This is a genomic window from Kitasatospora sp. NPDC052868 (assembly GCF_044547105.1).
GTDB lineage: Bacteria > Actinomycetota > Actinomycetes > Streptomycetales > Streptomycetaceae > Kitasatospora.
This window is the reverse complement of sequence record NZ_JBITZW010000015.1, coordinates 129,625-151,867: the sequence shown is the minus strand read 5'-3', so window position 1 is coordinate 151,867 and position 22,243 is coordinate 129,625. Positions and strand designations below refer to the sequence as shown.

The window sequence follows — 22,243 nt, the reverse complement described above, 5'->3', positions numbered from 1 at the left end:
GCCAGCGGGGGCGTCCGGGCGGGCGTCCGGGCTCTCACCGGGCCTCCACGGCGGTGCACTGCCACTGCCCGGCCGGTCCGCGCTGCTCCAGCCGGAAGGCCACCATGTGGTGCCGGCGGCCGAGGTCGACCCGGACGCACGCCTCGACCGCGTCGGGGGAGGGCGAGCGGTCGTGCACCGGGCCCAGCCGGGGCCGGTCGGCGGCCCCGCCGCGCCGCAGAGTGCCGCAGCGGACCAGCGCGGCGAGCTGGCCGTAGCCGTCCAGGGTGGTGTGGCGCATCAGCTGGCCGGACGGGCGGGCGCCGGTGAGCACCTCGACCAGCTGGTGCGCGAAGCGGGTGGTAAGACCGGTGCGTGCCTCCTGGCCGGACGCGGCGGTGCAGGCGGCGCGGGGGTGGCGCGGAGAGCGGCCGGCCGGCGGGTGGTGCCCGGTGCGGGCGCTGCCCGCGACGGAACGGCCCGGGGCCCGGACGCGGTGCGGGTGCTGCTGAGGCTGCGGGTGGGGCTGCAGGTGGCGGTGGGGCTGCGGGTGGGGCTGGGCGCTCGGGCCGTGGGCCATGGCGGATCTCCTCGACGGTGTGGCCGGGTGCGGTCGGGTCCTTGGTAGCGGTGGCTCGCGCGGGGCGGCAATCGGCTTTGCGGCCGGTTGGCGGGCGGCCCGCCGGTTCACCTATCCGGGTGAACCACCCAGTACGGGGGCGGGTCGTCGGCCCGGCCGGAAGGGCGCCCGGTTGACGCCTGCGGGCGGGCCCCGGGGCCCGAAAGGGGACGGGCCGGTGCGTCGGTCCGGGTGGCGGCCGCCCGCGCGGCGTTGCGCCCGCCCCGGGTCGGCGCGCACGATCGGAGCCGGACCGGGGCACCCCCCGGGGAGAAGCACGCGCAGGCGCCGACAGCAGCGCCCGAGGACGACAGGCGGCCGGCGATGGCGACACAGGTTTCGACGGGCGAGGGCAGCGCGGCGCCGCCCGCCGCGGGCGCGCCCCGGCGCGGCCTGGTGCTGGGCGGCGGCGGCATGCTGGGCGCGGCCTGGACGGTCGGCGCGCTGTGCGCCGTCGAGGAGGCGGTCGGCTGGCAGCCGGGCAGCGCCGACGTGGTCCTCGGGACGTCGGCGGGCGCGATCCTCGGCGCGATGCTGGCCGGCGGGGTGCGCGCCGAGCAGTTGCGCGACCACCAGCGCGGCCTGCCGATCACCGCCGGCCCGCTGGCCGGGGTGGAGTTCGACTACGACACGGCGGTCGGCGGCGCGCTGCCGCCGCGCCCGCGGGCCGGGATCGGCTCGCCGGGCCTGCTGCGGGACGCCGTCCGGCACCCGCGCGAGTACCCGCTGCTGACCATGGTGTCGGCGATGGCACCGCACGGCCGGGGCTCGCTCGTATCGGTCGGCGAGCTGGTCGGCGCGCTGTTCGACCCGGCCCCGCAGGCCGGCCCCTGGCAGGCCCTGCGGGTCGCGGCGGTGGACTACCGCAGCGGCCACCGGGTCGTCTTCGGGGATCCGGACACACCGCCCGCCGCGGTGGCCGAGGCGGTGATGGCCTCCTGTGCGATCCCCGGCTGGTTCGCGCCGGTGCGGGTGGACGGCTCCGCGTACGTGGACGGCGGCTGCTGGTCGGCCACCAACGCGGACCTGATGCTCGGGCGCGGCCTGGACGAGGTGTACGTCCTCGCCCCGATGGCGCTGCGGCTGCGGCCGCGCACCCGGGCCGGGGCGGCCGAGCCGCCGGCGGGCCCAGGCCGCGGCACCCTGGCGGCGCTGCGCGAGTGGCGCGCCCGGGACCGCCCGCGCGGAGTGCTCGCCCAGCTGGTCAGCCGCTACCGCCGGGCGGTGACCAGGCAGCTGCTGCGCGAGGCCCGGCTGCTGCGGGAGAGCGGGGTCCGGGTGCACCTGCTCGCGCCGACCCTGGAGGACCTGGCGGCGATGGGTCCGAACCTGATGGACCCGGCCCGCCGGGGCGCGGTGCTGGAGAGCGCGCTGCGCACCAGCCGGGCCGCCCTGGAGGACGCCCGGCGGCCCGGGGCGGCGGCGGCCGGTCCGGGGTGAGCGGTGAGCAGGTGATCACGGGTGGCGTCCCGGCGCTTATTCTGGGGGCGCTGGAAGCCTGTGCCGCTGGACGAACCGGAGAGTGCCACCGATGCGCGTGTACGTGCCCACCACCCTGAACGGCCTGGCGGCGGCGCACCCGGGCGGTGCCCTGGAGCAGTCGGCGGCCTACGCCGTGACCCCCGCGCTGCGCGAGTGGTACGTCAGCGACGACCTGGAGGAGCTGGAGTACGCGGCGCTGAACCGGGCCGCCCAGTCCTCGCTGCGGCTGCTGGCCGCCGACCAGGACGCGCCGCGCCGCCGGGTGGTGGTGGCGCTGGACGTCGCCGACTCGGCCGTGCAGCCGTTCCCCGGTGACGAGTACCAGGACCAGGCCTCGCTCGGCCGGGTGGTGCTGGCCGGGCCGGTGCGGCTGGCGAAGGCGGCGGCGGTGCACGCCGACGTGGCCGACCAGGAGGTCGTCGAGGACGTCGCGGCGGCGGTGGCGGCCGTCGGGGCGGCGGACGCGGGCGACCAGGACGCCCAGTTCGCCGTGGACGGCGCCGAGGACCACGACCTGCTCTGGTTCGCGACCCAGGAGATCCCCGCCCTGCTGGCCTGAACCGGGCCCGGAGGGCCCTGCCGGGGCCTTCGGCGGGTCTCCGGCGGGTGTTGGCGCGGGCCCTCGGTGAGCCCCGTCCTACCGCCCTGTCGGTGGCCGGGGTTACCGTTCCCTGCGTGCGCACTCATATCGTCTGGGACTGGAACGGCACGCTCTTCCACGACATGGAGGCGGTGCTCGGAGCGAGCAACGCCGCGTTCGCGACCATCGGCGTAGCGCCGATGACCATGCAGGAGTACCGCGAGCAGTACGAGATCCCGATCCCCCGCTTCTACCAGCGGCTGCTCGGCCGCCTGCCCTCCGAGGCCGAGTGGCTGCGGCTGGACGACGCGTTCCACGACCGGTACGTCGAGCTGAGCATCGCCTGCGGGCTGACCGACGGCGCGGCGCAGCTGCTGAGCGGCTGGGGCCAGGCCGGGCACAGCCAGTCGCTGCTGTCGATGTACGAGCACGAGAAGCTGCTGCCGGTGGTCGAGGGGTTCGGCCTGACCTCGCACTTCCTGCGGGTGGACGGTCGCAGCGGGCCGTCCGGCGGCCAGAAGGCGGAGCACTTGACCAGGCACCTGGCCGCCCTCGGGGAGCTTGTGGACCCGGCCCGGACGGTGCTGATCGGCGACGCCGCGGACGACGCGCTGGCGGCGCTGGCCGCGGGTGCGCACGCGGTGCTGTACACCGGCGGCTCGCACACCCGGGAGAAGCTGGAGCCCGTCGGCGTCCCCGTGGTGGACAGCCTGGCGGAGGCGGTGGAGCTGGCCGGCCGGCTGGCCGACTGAGCCGAGGGCCGCGCGGGCGTGGTGCGAACCACGTCCGGTGATGGCGTGTCAGAGCGCGTGAACCGGTCCGCCCTCGTCAGTCTGGATTGACACCAGCCAGTACGACGAGCGGGGAGCCGCCATGCCCATCGACGCAGTCACCCAGGTCCCGGACCCGGGCAACGAGCCGGTGCACGACTACGCACCGGGCAGCCCGGAGCGGGCCCGGCTGGTGCGGAGGCTGGACGAGCTGGCCGCCGAGCAGATCCCGCTGCCGATGACCATCGCCGGCGAGCAGCGGTTCGGCGGCGGCGAGCGGATCGACGTCGTCCAGCCGCACCACCACGCGGCCCGGCTCGGCGTGCTCGGCAACGCCACCCGGGAGGACGCCCGGCTCGCGGTGGACGCGGCGCTCGCCGCCGGGCGGGAGTGGCGCGCGCTCTCCTTCGACGACCGGGCGGCGGTCTTCCTGCGGGCCGCGGACCTGCTCGCCGGGCCCTGGCGGGAGACGCTCAACGCGGCCACCATGCTGGGCCAGTCCAAGACCGCGCAGCAGGCCGAGATCGACTCCGCCTGCGAGCTGATCGACTTCTGGCGGTGGAACGTGCACTTCGCCCGGCAGATCCTGGCCGAGCAGCCGGTCTCCTCGCCGGGGGTGTGGAACCGCACCGACCACCGCCCGCTGGAGGGCTTCGTCTACGCGGTCACCCCGTTCAACTTCACCGCCATCGCCGGCAACCTGCCGACCGCCCCCGCCCTGATGGGCAACACCGTGGTCTGGAAGCCCGCCCCGACCCAGACCCTGGCCGCGTACCACCTGATGCGGCTGCTGGAGGCCGCCGGGCTGCCGCCCGGGGTGATCAACATGGTGACCGGCGACGGGCTGCAGGTCTCCCCGGTCGCGCTCGCCGACCCGGCCCTCGCCGGTCTGCACTTCACCGGCTCCACCGCGACCTTCCAGTCGCTCTGGCAGAGCGTCGGCGCCGCCATCGGCACCTACCGGACGTACCCGCGGATCGTCGGCGAGACCGGCGGCAAGGACTTCCTGCTCGCCCACCGCTCGGCCGACCCGGAGATCCTGCGGACCGCGCTGATCCGGGGCGCCTTCGAGTACCAGGGCCAGAAGTGCTCGGCGCTCTCCCGCGCCTACCTGCCGCGCAGCCTCTGGCAGAAGATCAAGGACGACCTGCTGGCCGAGGTGGACGCGCTGGCCGTCGGCGACGTCACCGACCTGTCCAACTTCATGGGCGCGCTGATCGACCGGCGGGCCTTCGAGAAGAACCGCGACGCCATCGAGCGGGCCAAGGCCGACCCGACGGTGGAGCTGGCGGCCGGCGGCCAGTACGACGACGCGATCGGCTGGTTCGTCCGGCCGACCGTGCTGGTCTCCTCCGACCACCGCAACGAGATGTTCCGCACCGAGTACTTCGGGCCGATCCTCGCCGTGCACGTCTACGAGGACGGCCGCTGGGACGACGTGCTCGGCCGGGTCGACTCCGGCGCGCCGTACGGCCTGACCGGGGCGGTGATCGCCACGGACCGCTACGCCATCGCCCAGGCGGTGGAGGCGCTGCGCTTCACCGCGGGCAACTTCTACATCAACGACAAGCCGACCGGCGCGGTGGTCGGCCAGCAGCCCTTCGGCGGCGGCCGGGCCTCCGGGACCAACGACAAGGCGGGCGCCGCGCAGAACCTGCTGCGGTGGACCTCGGCCCGCTCGATCAAGGAGACCTTCGTGCCGCCGACCAGTCACACCTACCCCCACATGGGCTGAAGCACCAGGGGATTCGGCTGATGGCGCAAACGGCGAGGTGGATTGGACATCGTGTCCAGGACGGACGGATCTTCCTGCGGGTTTGCGCCTCCCTGTCCCCTGACACCTTCGATTGATCCCGTTAGGCTGGCTGGCGTCGTCGGGTGGCTCCGCAGGCCGAACGTCTCGTCCTACCCGCTGTAGAGGTGTTTCATGCGTGCCATGAAGGCCTTTCAGCCGGTCGGTCGGGCAGGATTGCGGTAGACCCGGCGGTGTACACCCACACACCACCGAGTCACGCAACGGCGCGCGACAGGAGCCAAGAAGTCATGCAGACCAAGCTGGACGCAGCCAAGGCCGAGCTGCTCAAGAAGGCAGCAGCAGCCGCTGAGAACAGCCAGGTGGGGGGAGCGGCGCCGGGGGAGGGTCTGAGCAACGGCGCTCTGACCGCGTACCTGCACCACTACTACCTCCACACCGCGCCCGAGGACCTGGTCGACCGCGACGCGGTCGACGTCTACGGCGCGGCCGCCTCCCACTACCGGCTCGGCCTCAAGCGCCCGCAGGGCACCGCCGAGGTCCGGGTGTACACCCCGTCGGTGGAGGAGAACGGCTGGTCCTGCGGCCACACCGTGGTCGAGGTCGTCACCGACGACATGCCGTTCCTGGTCGACTCGGTCACCAACGAGCTGTCCCGCCAGGACCGCGCGATCCACGTCGTGATCCACCCCCAGCTGGTCGTCCGCCGTGACATCACCGGCAAGCTGCTGGAGATCCTGGACATCGACGCCTGCGCCCGCAGCCAGGCGGCCGGCGCCGAGTGGCCCGCCGACGCCGTCGTCGAGTCCTGGATGCACGTCGAGATCGACCGCGAGACCGACCGCGAGGACCTCCGCTCGATCGAGGCCGACCTGCGCCGGGTCCTGGGCGACGTCCGCGAGGTCGTCGAGGACTGGTCGAAGATGCGCGACTCCGCCCTGCGCCTGGCCGACGAGCTCGCCGAGGAGCCCCCGGCCCACCTGCCCGAGCAGGAGGTCGGCGAGGCCTGGGAGCTGATGCGCTGGCTCGCCGACGACAAGTTCACCTTCCTCGGGTACCGCGAGTACGACCTGGTCGAGCACGAGGGCGAGGAGGTCCTGAGAGCGGTGGCCGGCACCGGCCTCGGCATCCTGCGCTCCGACCCGCTCAGCCACGACGACGACCACCACCCGGTCAGCGAGGCCTTCGGCCGGCTCTCCGCGCCGGTGCGCGCCAAGGCCCACGAGAAGAAGCTGCTCGTCCTCACCAAGGCCAACAGCCGCTCCACCGTGCACCGCCCGGCCTACCTCGACTACGTCGGCGTGAAGAAGTTCGACGCCAACGGCGAGGTGATCGGCGAGCGCCGCTTCCTCGGCCTGTTCTCCGCCGCCGCGTACACCGAGTCGGTCAGCCGCATCCCGGTGGTGCGCCGCAAGGTCCAGGACGTCATCGCCAGCTCCGGCTTCTCCACCGAGAGCCACGACGGCCGCGACCTGCTGCAGATCCTGGAGACCTTCCCCCGGGACGAGATCTTCCAGACCCCGGCCACCGAGCTGCTCCAGATCGCCACCAGCGTGCTCTACCTCCAGGAGCGCCGCCGGCTGCGGCTGTTCCTGCGCCAGGACGAGTACGGGCGCTACTTCTCCGCGCTGGTCTACCTGCCGCGCGACCGCTACACCACCCGCATCCGGCTGCGCCTGATGGACATCCTGATGCAGGAGCTCAACGGCGCCTCCATCGACTACACGGTCTGGTCGACGGAGTCCGTCCTGACCCGACTGCACTTCGTCGTCCGGGTCACCCCCGGCAGCGAACTGCCGCACCTGACGGACGCCGAGATCGAGCGGATCGAGGGCAAGCTCGCCGAGGCCGCCCGGTTCTGGATGGACGGCTTCAACGACCAGCTGCACCTGGAGCTGGGCGAGGAGCGGGCCGCCGAGCTGTCCCGCAAGTACGGCAACGCCTTCCCCGACGGCTACCGCGCGGACTTCACCGCACGCACCGCCGTCGCCGACCTCAAGCAGATCGAGGCGCTGCACGGCGAGGGCGACTTCCGCCTGAACCTGTACCAGCCGGTCGGCGCGGGCGACGACGAGCGCCGCTTCAAGATCTACCGGGTCGGCGGCCCGATCTCGCTCACCGAGGTCCTGCCGGTCCTCCAGCGGCTGGGCGTCGAGGTGCTCGACGAGCACCCGTACGCGCTGACCCGCTCGGACCAGACCACCGCCTGGGTCTACGACTTCGGCCTGCGGCTGCGCGAGGCCGTCGAGCTGACCGACGAGGCGCGCGAGCGCTTCCAGGAGACCTTCGCCGCCACCTGGACCGGCAAGGCCGAGAACGACGGCTTCAACGAGCTGGTGCTGACCGCCGGGCTGACCTGGCGCCAGGCGATGATGCTGCGCTCGTACGCCAAGTACCTGCGCCAGGCGGGCTCCACGTTCTCCCAGGACTACATGGAGGACGCGCTCCGCAACAACACCCACACCACCCGCCTGCTGGTGAACCTCTTCGAGGCCCGGCTGAGCCCCAGCCACCAGCTGGGTGCCGCCGAGCTGACCGAGGGCATCGTCGAGGAGCTGTCCGGCGCGCTGGACGAGGTCGCCTCGCTGGACGAGGACCGCATCCTGCGCTCCTTCCTGCACCTCATCAAGGCCACCCTGCGGACCAACTTCTTCCAGCACGCGGTCGACGGCGAGTGGCACTCCTACGTGTCGATGAAGTTCGACCCGAAGGCCATCCCGGACCTGCCGGCCCCGCGCCCGGCGTTCGAGATCTGGGTGTACTCGCCGCAGGTCGAGGGCGTGCACCTGCGCTTCGGCAAGGTCGCCCGAGGCGGCCTGCGCTGGTCCGACCGCCGCGAGGACTTCCGGACCGAGATCCTCGGCCTGGTCAAGGCCCAGATGGTGAAGAACACCGTCATCGTCCCGGTCGGCGCCAAGGGCGGCTTCGTCGCCAAGCAGCTGCCGGACCCGTCGGTGGACCGGGACGCCTGGCTGGCCGAGGGCATCTCGTCCTACAAGACGTTCATCTCGGCGCTGCTGGACATCACCGACAACCTCAAGGGCGGCGAGGTCGTCCACCCCGCGGACGTGGTCCGCCACGACGAGGACGACACCTACCTGGTCGTCGCCGCCGACAAGGGCACCGCGACCTTCTCCGACATCGCCAACGGTGTCGCCGAGTCCTACGGCTTCTGGCTGGGCGACGCCTTCGCCTCCGGCGGCTCGGCCGGCTACGACCACAAGGGCATGGGCATCACCGCCCGCGGCGCCTGGGAGTCGGTCAAGCGCAACTTCCGCGAGCTGGGCCACGACACCCAGACCGAGGACTTCAGCGTCGTCGGCATCGGCGACATGTCCGGTGACGTCTTCGGCAACGGCATGCTGCTCAGCGAGCACATCCGCCTGGTCGCCGCCTTCGACCACCGGCACATCTTCCTCGACCCGAACCCGGACGCGGCCACCTCGTTCGCCGAGCGCCGCCGGCTGTTCGACGTGCCGCGCAGCTCCTGGGACGACTACGACAAGTCGCTGATCTCGGCGGGCGGCGGTGTCTTCCCGCGCAGCGCCAAGTCCATCCAGCTCAGCTCGCAGGTCCGGGCCGCGCTGGGCATCGAGGAGTCCCGGCTCACCCCGGCCGAGCTGATGAAGGCCATCCTGCAGGCGCCCGTCGACCTGTTCTGGAACGGCGGCATCGGCACCTACATCAAGGCCTCGACCGAGACCAACGCCGAGGTCGGCGACAAGGCCAACGACGCGATCCGGGTCAACGGCGAGCAGGTCCGCGCCCGGGTCGTCGGCGAGGGCGGCAACCTCGGCTGCACCCAGCTCGGCCGCATCGAGTACGCGGCCACCGGCGGCCCCGAGGGCACCGGCGGCTGGATCAACACCGACGCCATCGACAACTCGGCCGGTGTGGACACCTCGGACCACGAGGTCAACATCAAGATCCTGCTCAACCAGGTCGTCGCCGACGGCGACATGACGGTCAAGCAGCGCAACGCCCTGCTGGCCGAGATGACCGACGAGGTCGGCCACCTGGTGCTGCGCAACAACTACGCGCAGAACGTGGTGCTGGCCAACGCGGTCGCGCAGGCCGTCAGCATGGTCAACGTCCACTCCCGGATGATCAACCGCCTGGAGCGCGACGGCCGGCTCGACCGGGCGCTGGAGTTCCTGCCCACCGAGCGGCAGATCCGCGAGCGCCAGCAGAACGGGCGCGGCCTCTCGCAGCCCGAGCTGTCGGTGCTGCTGGCCTACACCAAGATCACCCTGGCCGACGAGCTGCTCGCCACCGAGCTGCCCGACGACCCGTTCTTCCACACCGCGCTGCACGAGTACTTCCCGAGCGCGCTGCGGGCCCGGTTCGCCGAGGCGATCGACAACCACGCCCTGCGCCGCGAGATCATCACCACGCTGATCGTCAACGACACGATCAACCGCGGTGGCTGCACCTTCGCCTTCCGGCTGAAGGAGGAGACCGGCGCCACGTACGAGGAGATCGCCCGTACGCACACCGCCGCCCGGGCCGTCTTCGGCCTGGAGGACATCTGGACCGAGATCGCGGCCCTGGACAACAAGGTCTCGGCCCGGGCCCAGACCAAGATGCGGCTGCACTCGCGCCGGCTGGTCGAGCGCGCCACCCGGTGGATGCTCAACAACCGCCGCCAGCCGCTCGACATCGCCGCCACCATCGAGTTCTTCCACGACCGGGTCCACCAGGTCTGGGGCTCGCTGCCCAAGCCGCTGCGCGGCGAGGACCTGGCGTGGTTCGAGGCGGTCTACGCCGAGCTGGCCGAGGCCGGTGTCCCGGAGGCCCTGGCCACCAGGATCGCGGGCCTGTCCTCCACCTTCCCGACCCTGGACATCACCGAGGTCGCGGACCGGGGCGGCAAGGACGTCGCCGACGTCGCCGAGCTGTACTACGACCTCGCCGACCGGCTGCAGATCACCCACCTGCTCGACCGCATCATCGAGCTGCCCCGCACCGACCGCTGGTCCTCGATGGCCCGCGCGGCCATCCGCGAGGACCTCTTCGCGGCCCACGCGGCGCTGACCGCCGACATCCTGGTCTGCGGCCCCGAGGGAGCGACGCCCGAGGAGCGCTACACCGCCTGGGCCGAGCTCAACGCCACCCTGCTGAACCGGGCGAAGAGCACCCTCGACGACATAAGGGGTTCGGACAACTACGAGCTGTCCAGCCTCTCCGTCGCGATGCGCGTCATCCGCACCCTGCTCCGCACGGGTTCGATGCGCTGACACCAGGCTTGGCCGGTCGGCAACGGCGGGCTCGCGTCCTCGGACGCGGGCCCGCCGTTCCGCGTTCCGGGGCGGTTCGGCCGCAGGCCCCTCCCGGCGGCCCTCCGGGTAGGCCCCTCCCGGAAGGCCCCGGAGAACGCCTTATTCCGCAGCGTGATTGTGCGGTGACGCTGTGCGGCGAGAGATGTGTGGCCTTCGTGTGAGGTGTGGGTTAACGCCGAGTCACAAACTCCGCCATTCCCGCCCAGAGTCATCGGCGGGTCGTGGAGTTTTGCCACAACTGCCCTGGTTGGCAACTGTTCTGACATGCCAAGAGTTGCAGTAGGCTGACTCCGCGATAGGCGTTGCCGCAGGTTCTCGTGCCGGGAGCTCCACCGACGTGATGGAACGACAGGTGTCTTTCGGAGAGGTTTGGGCCGCCAGTCCCGTTCGCGCAGGGCGGCCCGGATCTGTTCCTGACGCGATGCCACCTGAAGAGAGTTTCATGACGTCATTTGTGCAGGAACCCTTTTTCTGGGTCTTTATCGTGGTGATGCTCGCAGCCCTCGGAGCAGCCCTCCAAGCCCGCAGGACGAACCTCGCCCTGCGCCGGCGGAACGTTTCCCTGGAGGAGGCGGCCGCCTTGGCGCAGCGCCAGCGCGACGACCTCGGCGCGTTGAACGCGCGGCTGCAGAGCCAGCACGCCGCCGTCCTGGCCGAGGTGCGCCGGGACGGGGAGGAGGACACCAAAGCCGTCCTCAAGGCGGCGATGCGAACGCTGCAGGGCCTGGCCGACGAGCAGCAGATCGTCATCGACAAGGTGCAGCGGAAGTACGGCGACAGCCCGCAGATCCTGGCCGACCTGATGATGATCGACCACACGAACAGCCAGTTCGGCCGGCGCGCCCAGGGCATCGCGGTGCTCTGCGGCGGCTGGCTGGGCCGCCGGGAGAGCGTCGCGTCGGTCTACGACGTGGCGCGCAGCGCCCAGGGCCGGATCCGCCACTTCGACCGGGTCAGGATCCACTCCCGGGTCAGCGTCTCGCTCGCCAGCAAGGTCGTCGAGCCGGTCGCCGTCGTGCTGTCCGAGCTGCTGGCCAACGCCACCAACTACTCCGCGCCGGACACCCCGGTGGAGATCAGCGTCCAGGCCGTCCCCACCGGGGTCTGCCTGATCATCGACGACGCCGGCCTCGGCATGGGCCAGGAGGAGAAGGACCGCGCGGCCGCGCTCCTGAACCCGGGGGCGCCGATCAGCCTCACGAGTCTGGGCAACCCCCCCAAGTTCGGCTTCGCCGTCTCCGGCATGCTGGCCGCCCGCTACGGCTTCCGGGTCTCCGTCGACTCGGTCTCCCCGTACGGCGGTGTGCGGGCCGTGATCCTCCTGCCGACCGCGCTGCTCAGCAGCGAGGTCGCGCCCCCGGTGGCCGCCGAGCGCGGCGACTACCCGGTTGAGCCCGTGGAACAGCCCGTGCCGGTCCTGGCACAGGCGCCCGGCCAGCGGCTGATGTCGCTGCCCGAGCCGGAGCCGGCCGTCCTGGCCCCGGTCCTGGCGCAAACGGAGGCGGCGATGGAGATGGAGACGACCGCGGACGGCCGGCTGCCCAGGCGCCGCCGCCAGCGCACCGTCTCGGTAGTCCCGCACCCGCAGGGCACCGACCGCGTCGAGGAGCCGGTGCGGAGCACCGGCGGCCAGAACACGGCGTCCCGTCTCGGCGCGTTCCAGCGCGGCACGCTGTCCGGGCGCAACACCATGACCACGGAAGGAACCGAGATCCAGTGAGCCCTGATCTGTCCTGGGTGCTCAACGACGTACTTCAGGTGCCGGGTGCCCGGCATGCCATCCTCGTCTCCTCCGACGGCCTGCTGCTCGAGCGGTCCAGCGAGATCGGCCGGGACGACGCGGAGACCAACGCCGCGGCGATGAGCTCGATGCAGTCGCTGAGCCGGGCGGTCGCCCCGTTCGTCGGCGGCGGAGCCGGGATGTGGCGCCAGACCCTCCTGGAGTACGACCACGGTTGGATCTTCCTGATCGCGGCCGGCAGCGGTGCCTACCTCGCGGCCTCCACCGCCCCCGACGTCGACATGGAGGCGATGTCCTTCCGGATGCAGCAGCAGGTGGGCGCACTCGGCCGGGCGATGACCGCGGCGCCGCGCCAGAGCACGTTCAGCGGCTCATGACGGCTTCCGGCGAGGAGCAGCGGGTGGCCGGCGGCTTCATCCGGTCCTATGTCATCACCGGTGGCCGTGAGTTACCGAGTGCGGACGACCTCTCACTGATCACCCTGGTCACCACCGCTCCCGAGCAGGAGCTCCCTGCCCTGTCGAGCCCGGAGACCCAGGCGATCTGGGAGCTGTGCTCCGGCGGCTACCTCTCGGTGGCCGAGGTCGCGGCCCGTCTGGAACTTCCGGTGGGGGTGGTGCGGCTGCTGCTGACGGACCTGATCCGCGAGGGACGGCTGCTGCGCCGGGCGTCCCCGCCGCCGGCCCAGGCCCCGGACCCGAGACTTCTAGAGAAGGTACTGCATGGACTTCAACGCCGGTTCGCCTGAGGACATCTATGTCCCGGGAGAGGTGACGACCGCTGTCAAGATCCTGGTCGTGGGGCACTTCGCGGTCGGCAAGACCACGCTGATCGGCGCCCTGTCGGAGATCGCCCCGCTGAGCACCGAGGAGGAGATGACGCAGGCCTCCATCCGCGTCGACGACCTCCGCGGGGTACCGGACAAGAAGACCACGACCGTCGCCCTGGACTTCGGCCGGCTGACCCTCGGCGACGACCTGGTGCTGTACCTCTTCGGCACACCCGGCCAGCAGCGGTTCATGCAGCTCTGGGAGGACATGGCGCGGGGGGCGCTGGGCGCGCTGCTGCTGGCCGACCCGACCCGCCTCTCGGACACCTTCCCCGTCATCGACCTGATCGAGCAGTACGGCCTGGAGTACGCCGTGGCGGTCAACAGCTTCGACCGGCAGAGCGACTACACCGAGGACGAGCTGCGCGAGGCGCTCGACCTGCTGCCGCACACGCCGGTGGTGTTCTGCGACGCCCGGGACCAGCGGTCGTCGGCCGACGCCCTGCTGACCCTCGTCCGGCACCTGCTCGCCCGCGCCTCCTGACCTCCCCCTTCCCGTCACGCCTCCCGGGGCCGCACCCGCCCGGGGCCACTTCCAAGGAACGACCCATGGAATCTCCGCAGCGACCTGCCCTGCAGTCGCCTCCTCCGGGCTGCCCGATGCACGTGGGGAGCACGCCGCTCTACGGGGAGGCGTTCTCGTCCGACCCCGACGCGGTCTACGACAAGCTGCGCGCCCACGGTCCGGCCGCGCCGGTGGAGTTGTCCCCGGGCGTGGAGGCCACCCTGGTCACCTCGCACGAGGCGGCCCTGCGGGTGCTGCAGAACCCGGGGCTGTTCGCCCGGGACTCCCGGCGCTGGGCGGCGCTGAACGAGGGGCGGGTGCCGTTGGACAGCCCGGTCCTGCCGATGATGTTCTACCGGCCCAACTGCCTGTTCACGGACGGCGCCGAGCACCTGCGGCTGCGCAAGGCCGTGACCGAGAGCCTGGACCGGCTCAACGACAACCGGCTCAACCGGCACGTCGAGCGGATCGCCGGCTATCTGATCGACCAGTTCAGCGCGCTGGGCCGGGCCGACCTGCTCAACGACTACGCCAAGCTGCTGCCGCTGCTGCTGTTCAACCAGCTCTTCGGCTGCCCGGCGGACATCGGCGACCGGCTGACCCGCAGCATGTCCGCGCTCTTCGACGGCCTCGACGTGATGCAGGCCAACGAGGACCTGACGTCCTGCCTGATGGACCTGGTCGCGCTGAAGCGCCGCCAGCCGGGCGACGACATCACCTCGTGGCTCATCCAGCACCCGGCCGGCCTGCGGGACGAGGAGCTCAAGGACCAGCTGGTCATGCTGATGGGCGCCGGCGTCGAGCCCGAGCGCAACCTGATAGGCAACGCGCTGCTCCTGCTGCTCTCCCGGGAGGGCGCGGACGGCGGCGCCCTGCGCATCGAGGACGCCCTCGACGACGTGCTGTGGAACAACCCGCCGATCGCCAACTACGCGACGCACTTCCCGATGCAGGACGTGGAGGTGGGCGGGGTCCCGATGGACGCGGGCAGCCCGGTGCTGATCAGCTTCGCGGCCGCCAACAGCGACCCCGTGCTGACGGACGCCCGACTGACCCTCAGCAAGGGTGCCCACCTGGCCTGGGGCGCCGGCCCGCACGCCTGCCCGGCCAAGTCCCCGGCCCAGCTGATCGCGCTGAGCGCGATCGAGTGCCTGCTCAACGCGCTCCCGGACGTCACGCTCGCGGCGCCCGCGGAGAGCCTGGAGTGGCGGCCGGGACCGTTCCAGCGCGGACTGGTCTCGCTGCCGGTGCGGTTCAGCCCGACGGCGGCCCGTACCTCGGCGCCGGCCGCCGGCGCCGGACCGGTCGGAACGGCCGGGCCCGCCGCCTGGCCGCCCGCGGCCTCCGAGGCACCGCACCAGCAGGCCGCCGCACCCGCCGCGGGCCGGGCCCCGGGCAAGCAGAAGGGGTGGTGGAGCTCCTTCCTGGACGTGTTCCGGCTCTGACCGACGGTTTGTCACACTCCGGTCAACATCCGTGCGATGAACGGAGTGCGACAGCCGTGTGGCACGTGACGGGGGCAACACAAATCGACGCTTGAGCGCGCTGCTGCGGGGTAGGTCGCCGCAGTACGGCCCGCCCGCGCGCAAGGAGCCCCGTGTGACCGCCATGCTGGAAGCCCGCCCCGGGAACCCGGAGTCCCGGGCCGGAACCGTCGACCGCCGCGCCGCGGTGCCACTTCTGCGGCGCCTGCGGTCGGCGGAGGGCCTGGCCGACCCGGGCCCGGTCTACGACGAGCTCCGGGCGATGGGCGATCTCGTCCCGGCGCCCTGGGGCGGGTACCTGGTCACCGGTTTCGACGCGTGCAACCAGGTCCTGCGCGGCAGGACCTGGCTCGTCCCCGACTTCGCCTGGCAGGAGCGGCAGAGCGAGACCGAGCGCTGGCACGCCGTCGCCACCCAGGAGATGAGCCGGACGCTCTCCCGGCTCAACTCCCCCGAGCACACCCGGCAGCGGCACAGCCTGGGGAACCTCTTCGACCGGAACACCCTCCTGGACCTGGCGCCGCGGATCGAGGCCGACGTCGCCGACCTGCTCGACCGGCTGGCCGAGCGAATACGCGTGGACGGCGAGGCCGACCTGGCCGCCGTGGTCAGCGAACGCCTGCCGATCAACACCGTCGGGCGCTGGCTGGGCATCGCGCCGGAGGACTACGCGCACATCCTGGGGATGACCCACAACCAGGTGCACGCCCAGGAACTCCTCCCGACCAAGAAGGAGTTGGCGGTCTCCGAGGCGGCGACAGCCGACCTGCGCCGGTACTTCACCGGCCTCGTCCGAGAGCGCCGCACGAACCCGGGCGAGGACGTGATCTCCGGCTGGATCCGCACCTGGGACGCGCTGGAGTGCGACCCCGCGGCCACCGACCGGGTCGTCTACCAGCTCACCATGTTCGTCACCATCGCCTCCCTGGAGACCACGGCGACCCTGCTCTCCTCGCTCATCTGGTCGCTGCTCCGCTCGCCCGGGGCCTGGGAGTGGCTGCGGGCCCGGCCCGAGCACATCGACGACGCGATCGAGGAGGCGCTGCGCCACGACCCGCCGATCCGCCTGAACAGCCGCGTCGCGGGGGAGGACACCGTGCTCTCCGGGGTGCTCGTCCCCAAGGACACCATGGTCCACGTGATGTACGGCGCGGCCAACCACGATCCGCGCCGCAACCCGGACCCGCACAGCTTCGACATCCTCCGAAGAGGGACCCACCTCGCGTTCGGCGGGGGCGCCCACTACTGCCTCGGTGCGGGCCTGGCCCGGCTGGAGGCGCGCATCCTGATGGGGCAGCTGCTGCGGCGCTTCCCGACCCTGCGGGCGGCGGGCGCGCCCGAGTACGCACCCCGGATGGTCTTCCACCGGGTGACGTCCCTGAGAGTTGCCGCATGAACGTCACTCCTCTCGCGCCCCAGTACCCCAAGTACACCAAGCACCCCTCGTACCTCCCGTGCGCCCCGGCCGGCCCCGTCCGGGCCGCCGCTCCGAGCACGGTCCGCTTCGAGCGCCAGGGCCCGGTGCTGTACGTCCAGTTGGACAGCCCCGGTACGGGCAACGCCGTCTCCACGGCGATGCTGGACGACCTGCTCGCCGTGCTCGCCGAGCCGGATCCGGGCATACGCGTGATCGTGCTCTCCGCCGCCGGCCCGGACTTCTGCCTCGGCGGCGACCGCGAGGAGTTCGCCGCCGCGCTCGGCGAGGACCCCACCGGAGGCGGCATCCGGGGCTACGGCAACAAGGCCCGCCGGGTCTGCGAGGCCCTGACGGACAGCCCCGCCGTGACGATCGCGCGGGTCCAGGGCCGGGCGACCGGGGCCGGCTTCGCGCTGGCCCTCGCCTGCGACCTGCGGGTCGGCGCCGAGAGCGCCGTCTTCCGGCTGCCCGAACTCGCCCTCGGCCTGCCCGTCGCCTTCGGCGGCCTGCTGCCCCGGCTGCTCAACGAGGTCGGCGCGGCCCGGGTCCGGGAGATCATCCTGACCGGCCGGCCGGTCGGCGCCGTGGAGGCGGCGGGCCTGTCCATCCTGCAGCGGGTCGTCGCCGAGCAGGACCTGGACGCCGCGGTGGAGGAGTGGGCCAGGCCCATCACCCGCCGCTCCGAGGCCGCCCTGCGGGTCACCAAGACCCTGCTCTCCTCCCACGCGGCGGCGACCAGGCTGGCCGAGGCCTCGGCCCTCGACGGCGAGTTGATGGCATCCGTCCTCGCCGCCGCCCAGTACTCCCGTGCCGCCGCCCAGCCCCCGGCCTCCTGAGCAGGGGCGGCGCCGATCGGCCGGCGGGCCCGCGTTCCCGGACGCGGGCCCGCCGTGTTGTGCCGTCCGCGGGAACCCGGTGGGCCGGTGCGGACAGGTGGGGGTGTGGAACTGTCACAGCGGGGCCGGTTGAGGAGTGGGGACCAGTGGGCGTTCGGGGAGCTGTTCGACGAGGCTGCGGGTGACCTGTACCGGTACGCGGTGCGGGTGTCGGGGGACTGGTCGGTCGCCGAGGACATCGTCCAGCTGACCTTCCTGGAGGCCTGGAGACTACGCGGCAGGCTCCGGGAGGAGGACGAGGGGCCGGTACGGCCCTGGCTGTTCGGGATCGCCGCCAACGTGCTGCGCAACACCGCCCGGGCGGCCCGGCGCCACCGGGCGGCGATGGCCCGGATGCCCGAGCGCGACGTGGTGCCGGACTTCGCCGACGAACTGGTCGGCAGGCTCGACGACAGCGCGCAGCTCGCGGCGGCCCGGCGGGCACTGAGCCGGCTGCGCAAGGCGGACCGGGACGTGTTCGGCCTCTGCGTCTGGGCGGGGCTGGACTACGCGAGCGCGGCCGAGGCCCTGGGAGTGCCGATCGGCACGGTGCGCTCCCGGCTGTCGCGCGCCCGCACCAAACTGCGCGCGCTGGCGGAGGAAGAACTCACCCGGGGGCGGGAACCGCGCTCGGAGAGCGGACAGGTACGGGTTGGCCGCACCGGTGCGGCCCGGTCGACACGGGAGACGAACCGATGAACGAGTACGAGGGTGCCGAGCTGGCCCGGCTGCTGCCGCCGCCGGCGAAGCCGGAGCTCTCCTCCGACCGCCACCGGCTGTTGAGGGGACATCTGATGAGCGAGATCCAGAACCAGAAGGCTCAGGAGCGCAAGCCCGCCGGGGCCCGGCGCGGCCGACTCGGGTGGGTGGCGGTTCCCGCCCTCGCCGGCGGTCTGGCGCTGGCCGTGGTGCTGAGCGGCGGGAGCGGCGAGGTCCGCCCGGCGCAGCAGCAGGCCCAGCAGCAGAGCCAGCAGAGCCAGCAGAGCCAGGGTGGGGGCGCCGCCCTGAACGCCGCCCCGGTGGCGGCCGTCCAGCTGCTCACCCAGGTGGCGGACGCCGCCGCCGGCAAGGCCGACCCGAAGCCCGGCAAGCAGCAGTACGTCTACGTCGACAGCCTGGTGTCCTTCAGCAGCACCAACCTGGCCACCGGCGAGACGAGCGTCGACAAGCCGCACCGCCGGCAGACCTGGTTCTCGGTGGACGGCAGCCAGTGGGGCGTGCTCAAGGAGGAGGGGCGCCCTGTCGAGCCGGCGCCGCGCAAGGAGGGCGACAAGCGCCCGGCGCCGCGGACCGACGGCGGCGAGTGGGTCGACCCGACCACCGTGCAGAGCCTGCACTCGCCGACCTACCAGTACCTGGCCGCGCTGCCGACCGACCCGGACGTGCTGCTGAAGAAGATCTACGAGGAGACCAAGGGCCAGGGCAGGACCCCGGACCAGGAGGCCTTCGCGACCATCGGCGACCTGCTGCGCGAGCAGCTGGCGCCGCCGGCGGTCGGCAGCGCGCTCTACCGGGCGGCAGCCAAGATCCCCGGGGTCACCGTGGTCGACGACTCGGTGGACGCCTCCGGCCGCCACGGTGTGGCGGTGGCGCACGTGGACGGCACCACCCGCACCGAGTGGATCTTCGACCCGGCGAGCCACGAGTTCCTCGGCGAGCGCCTGGTCGTGGTCGGCGAGGGCAACGAGCTGGGCAAGCCCGGCGCGGTGATCGGGCACTCGGCGGTGCTCGGCCGCACGGTCGTGGACCAGGCCGGCGCCGAGACGAAGCAGCGGAACGCCTGACCGTCACGGGGGAGTAGAGCTGTGGGGCCCGCTTGCACCGGGCCCCACAGCCGTTTCGGTGCCCGGTGCCTCAGCGGCCGGCCGCGCGCTGCAGGGCGCTGGCGAGCAGGGCGAGGTCCGTCGGGCCGTTGCCCAGTTCGCGGACCGGGCGGCGGGCCGGCGGGGCGCCGAGCTGCAGCGGGTCTATCGCGACGACCGTCGGCCGCAGCGTCGCCGTCCGCGGGATGCGGCCGCTGATCCGCGCCGTCTGGAAGGCGGTGACGCCGCCGTCGGGGAGCCTCAGGTACCCGCGGCCGGGGGTGTCCTCGGCGAGGGCGGCGGCGTCTCCCAGGTGGATCAGCAGGTCGGAGTCGGCCGGGTCGTCGGTGCGCAGCGCGATCCGCAGCAGGGCGGCCTCGTCCACCTCGGTGCCGGCCGTCTCGTCCGGGCGGCCGGTGGCCACGGCGAGGTGGATGCCGAGCGGTCCGCCGCGGCGGGCGATCGCGGCCAGCGCGCGGGCGAGTGGCCGCCCGGCCGGGGAGTTCGGGGCGAGCAGGGCGTCGTAGTCGTCCACCACGACGACCAGCCGGGCCGGGACGGCGGGGGAGGGGGCGGCGGGCCGGGGGCGGTCGCCGCTGCGGGGCTGGATGATCCGGGCGACGGGGGTCGAGCCGCCCGCCCCGACGACGGCGGGCACCGGTACGGCCGGCCGTTCGGAGCTCAGGCCCCGGTCGGTGCTCAGACCCTGCCCGGCGTCCACGCCGCGCTCGTCGTCGAGGATCCGCGCGGCGTGCCAGGAGGCGAAGTCCAGCCCGTCGAAGAGCCGCTCGCGCAGCGCCAGCTCGTCCTCCAGCGACTCGGCGGTGAGCAGTGCCTGCCGCGGGTCGGCCGCGGCGTTCACCAGCGCCGTGACGTGCGGCAGCTCGGTGCAGCCGTCCAGGCCGCCGTCGCCGTCCGGGGCCCGGCCCTCCACGATGGTCACGGTCAGCCGCTCGGGCCGCTCGGAGACGGCCAGCGAGGCGACCAGGGTGCGCAGCAGCTCGGTCTTGCCGGAGCCGCGCGCGCCGCCGATCAGCAGGTGCGGGCCGCCCGGGTCGGGGGAGGGCAGGGTGAGCTCGGGGTCGGCGAGGTCCAGCGTGCAGAGCTCGTCGCGGGTGGTGCCGAGCAGGGCGGTGGCGGCGCCGATCCCCCCGGCGTGGGCGTCCCAGCGGGCCGAGAGCTTGGCCGGGGTGACGGTGTCGAGCTGGAGCAGGTCGAGCAGGCGAAGGGCGTCGGGCAGCGGGCCGCGCGCGGCGGGGACGGCCTCGCGCAGCGGGGCGAGGACGCGGGCCAGCCGCTCGGCCCAGACGTCGGAGACGGCGTCCAGCGACACCTCGTGGAGGGTCTCGCGGCCGCGTGCGACGGGCCGGTCGATGGAGAGCTGGGTGCCGACCTCGCCGGTGATCAGGGCGGTGGCGCCGAGGCCGCGCGGCAGCAGCTCGGGCTGCTCGGCGAGGCAGATCGGGAAGATGCCGACGGCGGGGCCCTGGCGCAGCAGCAGGTCCAGCGCCTGCCGGGCGGCCTCGTTGCGCGGTCGGCCGTCGACCACGACCACGGTGGCGGGGTGGCCGCCGAGGCCGGTCGGGCCGCTGAGCCGGGCGGTCAGCTCGGTCAGGCGGGCGGTGGCCTGCTCGTCGTCGAGGCCGAGCAGGAGCCGGCAGTCCTGGCCCTCGGCGGGGTGCAGGTGCGGCAGCCACAGGGCCCAGGCCCAGGTGTCGGCGCGGTCCTGGGCGGGGCGCGCCGGGTCGGCGTCGACCACGACCAGGCTGAGACCGGTCGGCGGGTGCAGGGCGGCGAGCTGGGCGACGACGGCGCGGGCGAGGGCGTCGAGGCGCTCGCGCGGGCCGCTGAGGCCGAGGCTGCCGGCGGTCTGCAGGTCGAGCGTGACGGGGACGGCGGGCAGCACCGTGCCGGGCGACGTGCCGGCGCCGCCGGGGCGGTCGGCGGTGCCCAGCCGCAGGGTGAGCGCGTCGGGGTGGCCGGGGCCGCGCTCCCAGAGCCGCGGGCCCGGGCCGAGGGCGTTCAGCAGCAGGGTGGCGGGGTCGGGCCAGCGTTCGCGCTGGGCGGCGGCCTGCCGGGTGCGGACGGCGGCGTGGTGGCGCTCGGCGCTGTCCTGGCCGTCCGGGGAGTCGGTGGCGCCGCGGCCGAGGCGCAGCGAGAGCAGGCCGCGGCCGCGGCCGGCCGGCGGCTCGGGTGCGGCGGGCGGCTCGACCGCGGGCGGTGCGGGCCGGCCGGGGGCGGGCGGGGCGAGCTGGAGGTGGCCGTGACCGTCGGGCAGCGCCGTGCGGACGGGCGCCCCGGGGCCGCCCGCGATGTCCGGCGGGCCGATCCGGAGGGTGGACTCGCCGATCCGCAGCAGGCCGCCGCCGTCGAGCGGGACGGCCTCCTCGGGCGGTCCGGCCGGGACGAAGCGGCCGTCGAGGGTGGTGCCGTTGGTGGAGCCGAGGTCGCGGACGGCGACCCGGCCGTCGGCGGTGAGGTGCAGCGCGAGGTGCAGCCGGGAGACGTCGGGGTCGTCCAGCGGGACGTCGGCCTCGCCGGAGCGCCCGACCCGGATCTCCCGGCCGTGCAGCCGGTGCACGCCGCCCGCGTCGGGGCCGCCGACCACGCGCAGCTCGGCGGCGGCCCGCCCGTCGTCGGGGTCGTCGGCGGTCGGGTCGGGCTCGTTGAGGCTCAGCACGGCGCCGTCGAGCAGCGGGGGGTGGCCGAGCAGGGTGTGCTCGTCCACCCGGTGTGCCCCGGCGTACAGGTGCACATGGGTGGCGGCCCGCGGGCCGCGCACGCCCACGGCGCCCGCGAGGGCGCCCGCGACGGAGCCGAGCGCGGTGCCGACGGGCGCGGTGACCAGGACGTCCACGTAGGGGATGGCGGAGCCGGCGGCTGCCGGGCCACTGCGCGGTCGGAGGACGGTCAGCCGGATCTGCATCTCGCCCGCGGTCCCTTCTGCTGGTGCTCTGGGGGTACCCCCGGCCGGAGCCGGGGAGCTGGTGCCGCTGCCTCGTGCCGCTTCCGACGCCGCCGCGGGCAGCCGCGGCGAGCTTGGGCCACAAGAGTGGCGACTGTCATCCTGCCATCCGTCACGGACAGTCCGCGCACGGTACCGGATTTGACGATCTTGCGATCATGGT

Annotated in this window: 16 protein-coding genes; 14 read left to right on the top strand and 2 right to left on the bottom strand. The window is 73.5% G+C overall.

The genetic code is table 11. The annotated features are described in order from the left end of the window. Window positions 1-34: 34 nt before the first annotated feature. Window positions 35-559, bottom strand: a complete 525-nt coding sequence (locus tag ACIGZJ_RS24905; protein WP_396459277.1) for an Rv3235 family protein — start codon at window positions 557-559, stop codon at window positions 35-37. A gap of 363 nt (window positions 560-922) precedes the next feature. On the opposite strand from ACIGZJ_RS24905, the gene ACIGZJ_RS24900 reads away from it, so the two are divergent. The 14 genes from ACIGZJ_RS24900 to ACIGZJ_RS24835 all read left to right on the top strand — a co-directional run bounded on the left by ACIGZJ_RS24900 (window position 923) and on the right by ACIGZJ_RS24835 (window position 19,097). Beyond that, window positions 923-2,038: a patatin-like phospholipase family protein gene (locus ACIGZJ_RS24900; RefSeq protein WP_396459276.1), complete on the top strand. Its 1,116-nt coding sequence runs from the start codon at window positions 923-925 to the stop codon at window positions 2,036-2,038. A gap of 91 nt (window positions 2,039-2,129) precedes the next feature. Continuing rightward, on the top strand, window positions 2,130-2,639 hold the full coding sequence (locus ACIGZJ_RS24895; protein ID WP_392938737.1) for a DUF6912 family protein: 510 nt from the start codon (window positions 2,130-2,132) through the stop codon (window positions 2,637-2,639). A 116-nt stretch (window positions 2,640-2,755) separates the two neighbouring features. Beyond that, the gene (locus tag ACIGZJ_RS24890; protein ID WP_396459275.1) at window positions 2,756-3,412 is read left to right on the top strand and encodes an HAD family hydrolase; all 657 of its coding nucleotides are present in this window, start codon (window positions 2,756-2,758) and stop codon (window positions 3,410-3,412) included. Window positions 3,413-3,539: 127 nt separating this feature from the next. Beyond that, entirely contained in the window at window positions 3,540-5,165 is a 1,626-nt protein-coding gene (gene pruA / locus ACIGZJ_RS24885) for an L-glutamate gamma-semialdehyde dehydrogenase (RefSeq protein WP_396459300.1), read from the top strand. Between the two features lie 308 nt (window positions 5,166-5,473). Further along, on the top strand, window positions 5,474-10,420 hold the full coding sequence (locus tag ACIGZJ_RS24880) for an NAD-glutamate dehydrogenase (protein WP_396459274.1): 4,947 nt from the start codon (window positions 5,474-5,476) through the stop codon (window positions 10,418-10,420). Between the two features lie 484 nt (window positions 10,421-10,904). Then, entirely contained in the window at window positions 10,905-12,182 is a 1,278-nt protein-coding gene (locus tag ACIGZJ_RS24875; protein WP_396459273.1) for an ATP-binding protein, read from the top strand. Continuing rightward, the gene (locus tag ACIGZJ_RS24870; RefSeq protein WP_392938743.1) at window positions 12,179-12,580 is read left to right on the top strand and encodes a roadblock/LC7 domain-containing protein; all 402 of its coding nucleotides are present in this window, start codon (window positions 12,179-12,181) and stop codon (window positions 12,578-12,580) included. Before ACIGZJ_RS24875 ends, ACIGZJ_RS24870 begins: the two co-directional genes overlap by 4 nt. Then, complete coding sequence (locus tag ACIGZJ_RS24865) at window positions 12,577-12,951, top strand: DUF742 domain-containing protein (RefSeq protein ID WP_392938744.1); 375 nt, start codon at window positions 12,577-12,579, stop codon at window positions 12,949-12,951. The genes ACIGZJ_RS24870 and ACIGZJ_RS24865 overlap by 4 nt, the downstream gene beginning before the upstream one ends. After that, on the top strand, window positions 12,926-13,516 hold the full coding sequence (locus ACIGZJ_RS24860) for an ATP/GTP-binding protein (RefSeq protein ID WP_392938745.1): 591 nt from the start codon (window positions 12,926-12,928) through the stop codon (window positions 13,514-13,516). Before ACIGZJ_RS24865 ends, ACIGZJ_RS24860 begins: the two co-directional genes overlap by 26 nt. 65 nt (window positions 13,517-13,581) lie before the next feature. Further along, window positions 13,582-14,982: a cytochrome P450 gene (locus ACIGZJ_RS24855; RefSeq protein ID WP_396459272.1), complete on the top strand. Its 1,401-nt coding sequence runs from the start codon at window positions 13,582-13,584 to the stop codon at window positions 14,980-14,982. Between the two features lie 301 nt (window positions 14,983-15,283). Beyond that, entirely contained in the window at window positions 15,284-16,417 is a 1,134-nt protein-coding gene (locus ACIGZJ_RS24850; protein WP_396459299.1) for a cytochrome P450, read from the top strand. Further along, window positions 16,414-17,274, top strand: coding sequence for an enoyl-CoA hydratase/isomerase family protein (locus tag ACIGZJ_RS24845; RefSeq protein ID WP_396459271.1), 861 nt, complete (start codon window positions 16,414-16,416; stop codon window positions 17,272-17,274). The genes ACIGZJ_RS24850 and ACIGZJ_RS24845 overlap by 4 nt, the downstream gene beginning before the upstream one ends. Before the next feature lie 105 nt (window positions 17,275-17,379). Continuing rightward, a complete protein-coding gene (locus ACIGZJ_RS24840; RefSeq protein ID WP_396459270.1) occupies window positions 17,380-18,012 on the top strand; it encodes an RNA polymerase sigma factor in 633 nt (210 codons plus the stop codon). After that, window positions 18,009-19,097, top strand: a complete 1,089-nt coding sequence (locus tag ACIGZJ_RS24835) for a CU044_5270 family protein (protein ID WP_396459269.1) — start codon at window positions 18,009-18,011, stop codon at window positions 19,095-19,097. Before ACIGZJ_RS24840 ends, ACIGZJ_RS24835 begins: the two co-directional genes overlap by 4 nt. Window positions 19,098-19,167: 70 nt before the next feature. Here the strand turns inward: ACIGZJ_RS24835 and ACIGZJ_RS24830 are convergent, their stop codons facing one another. Beyond that, entirely contained in the window at window positions 19,168-22,041 is a 2,874-nt protein-coding gene (locus ACIGZJ_RS24830) for an FtsK/SpoIIIE domain-containing protein (RefSeq protein WP_396459268.1), read from the bottom strand. Window positions 22,042-22,243: the final 202 nt, after the last annotated feature.